Source organism: Oleiphilus sp. HI0080 (genome assembly GCF_001635135.1).
Genome location: NZ_LWFU01000220.1, coordinates 1 through 365, shown reverse-complemented (window position 1 = coordinate 365; position 365 = coordinate 1). Strand labels below are relative to the sequence as shown.

At 50.7% G+C, this 365-nt stretch carries 1 protein-coding gene; it reads left to right on the top strand.

Features of this window, described 5'->3' with window-relative positions:
• On the top strand, nucleotides 1-365 hold a 365-nt coding region (locus A3751_RS02405; RefSeq protein ID WP_231876822.1), incomplete at both ends, for an ATP-binding protein.

Here is a 365-nt window from a genome sequence, read left to right as displayed (position 1 = left end):
GCGCTAATTCAGAGTGTCTGCAAAGATGCCGAGCTCTACAGTGGTGATCGTAAACATTCCATTCGCATTGAGCTTGATAGTCTCTCAACTGTGTGGGGCATTGAGAGTCAGTTGCGTTCAGCGGTCTCTAACCTTGTCTTTAACGCTGTGAAATATACCCCGGCGGGTGGCGATGTTTTGATAAAGTGGCTGCAGGATCACGCTGGTTGCCACTTGTTGGTCAAGGACACCGGTTGCGGTTTTGACCCCGTTCATATTCCGCGACTTACGGAGCGGTTTTATAGGGCGGACCCAAGCCGCAACCAGAATACTGGAGGCTCAGGCCTTGGATTGGCCATTGTAAAGCACGTGTTGATTAACCATAG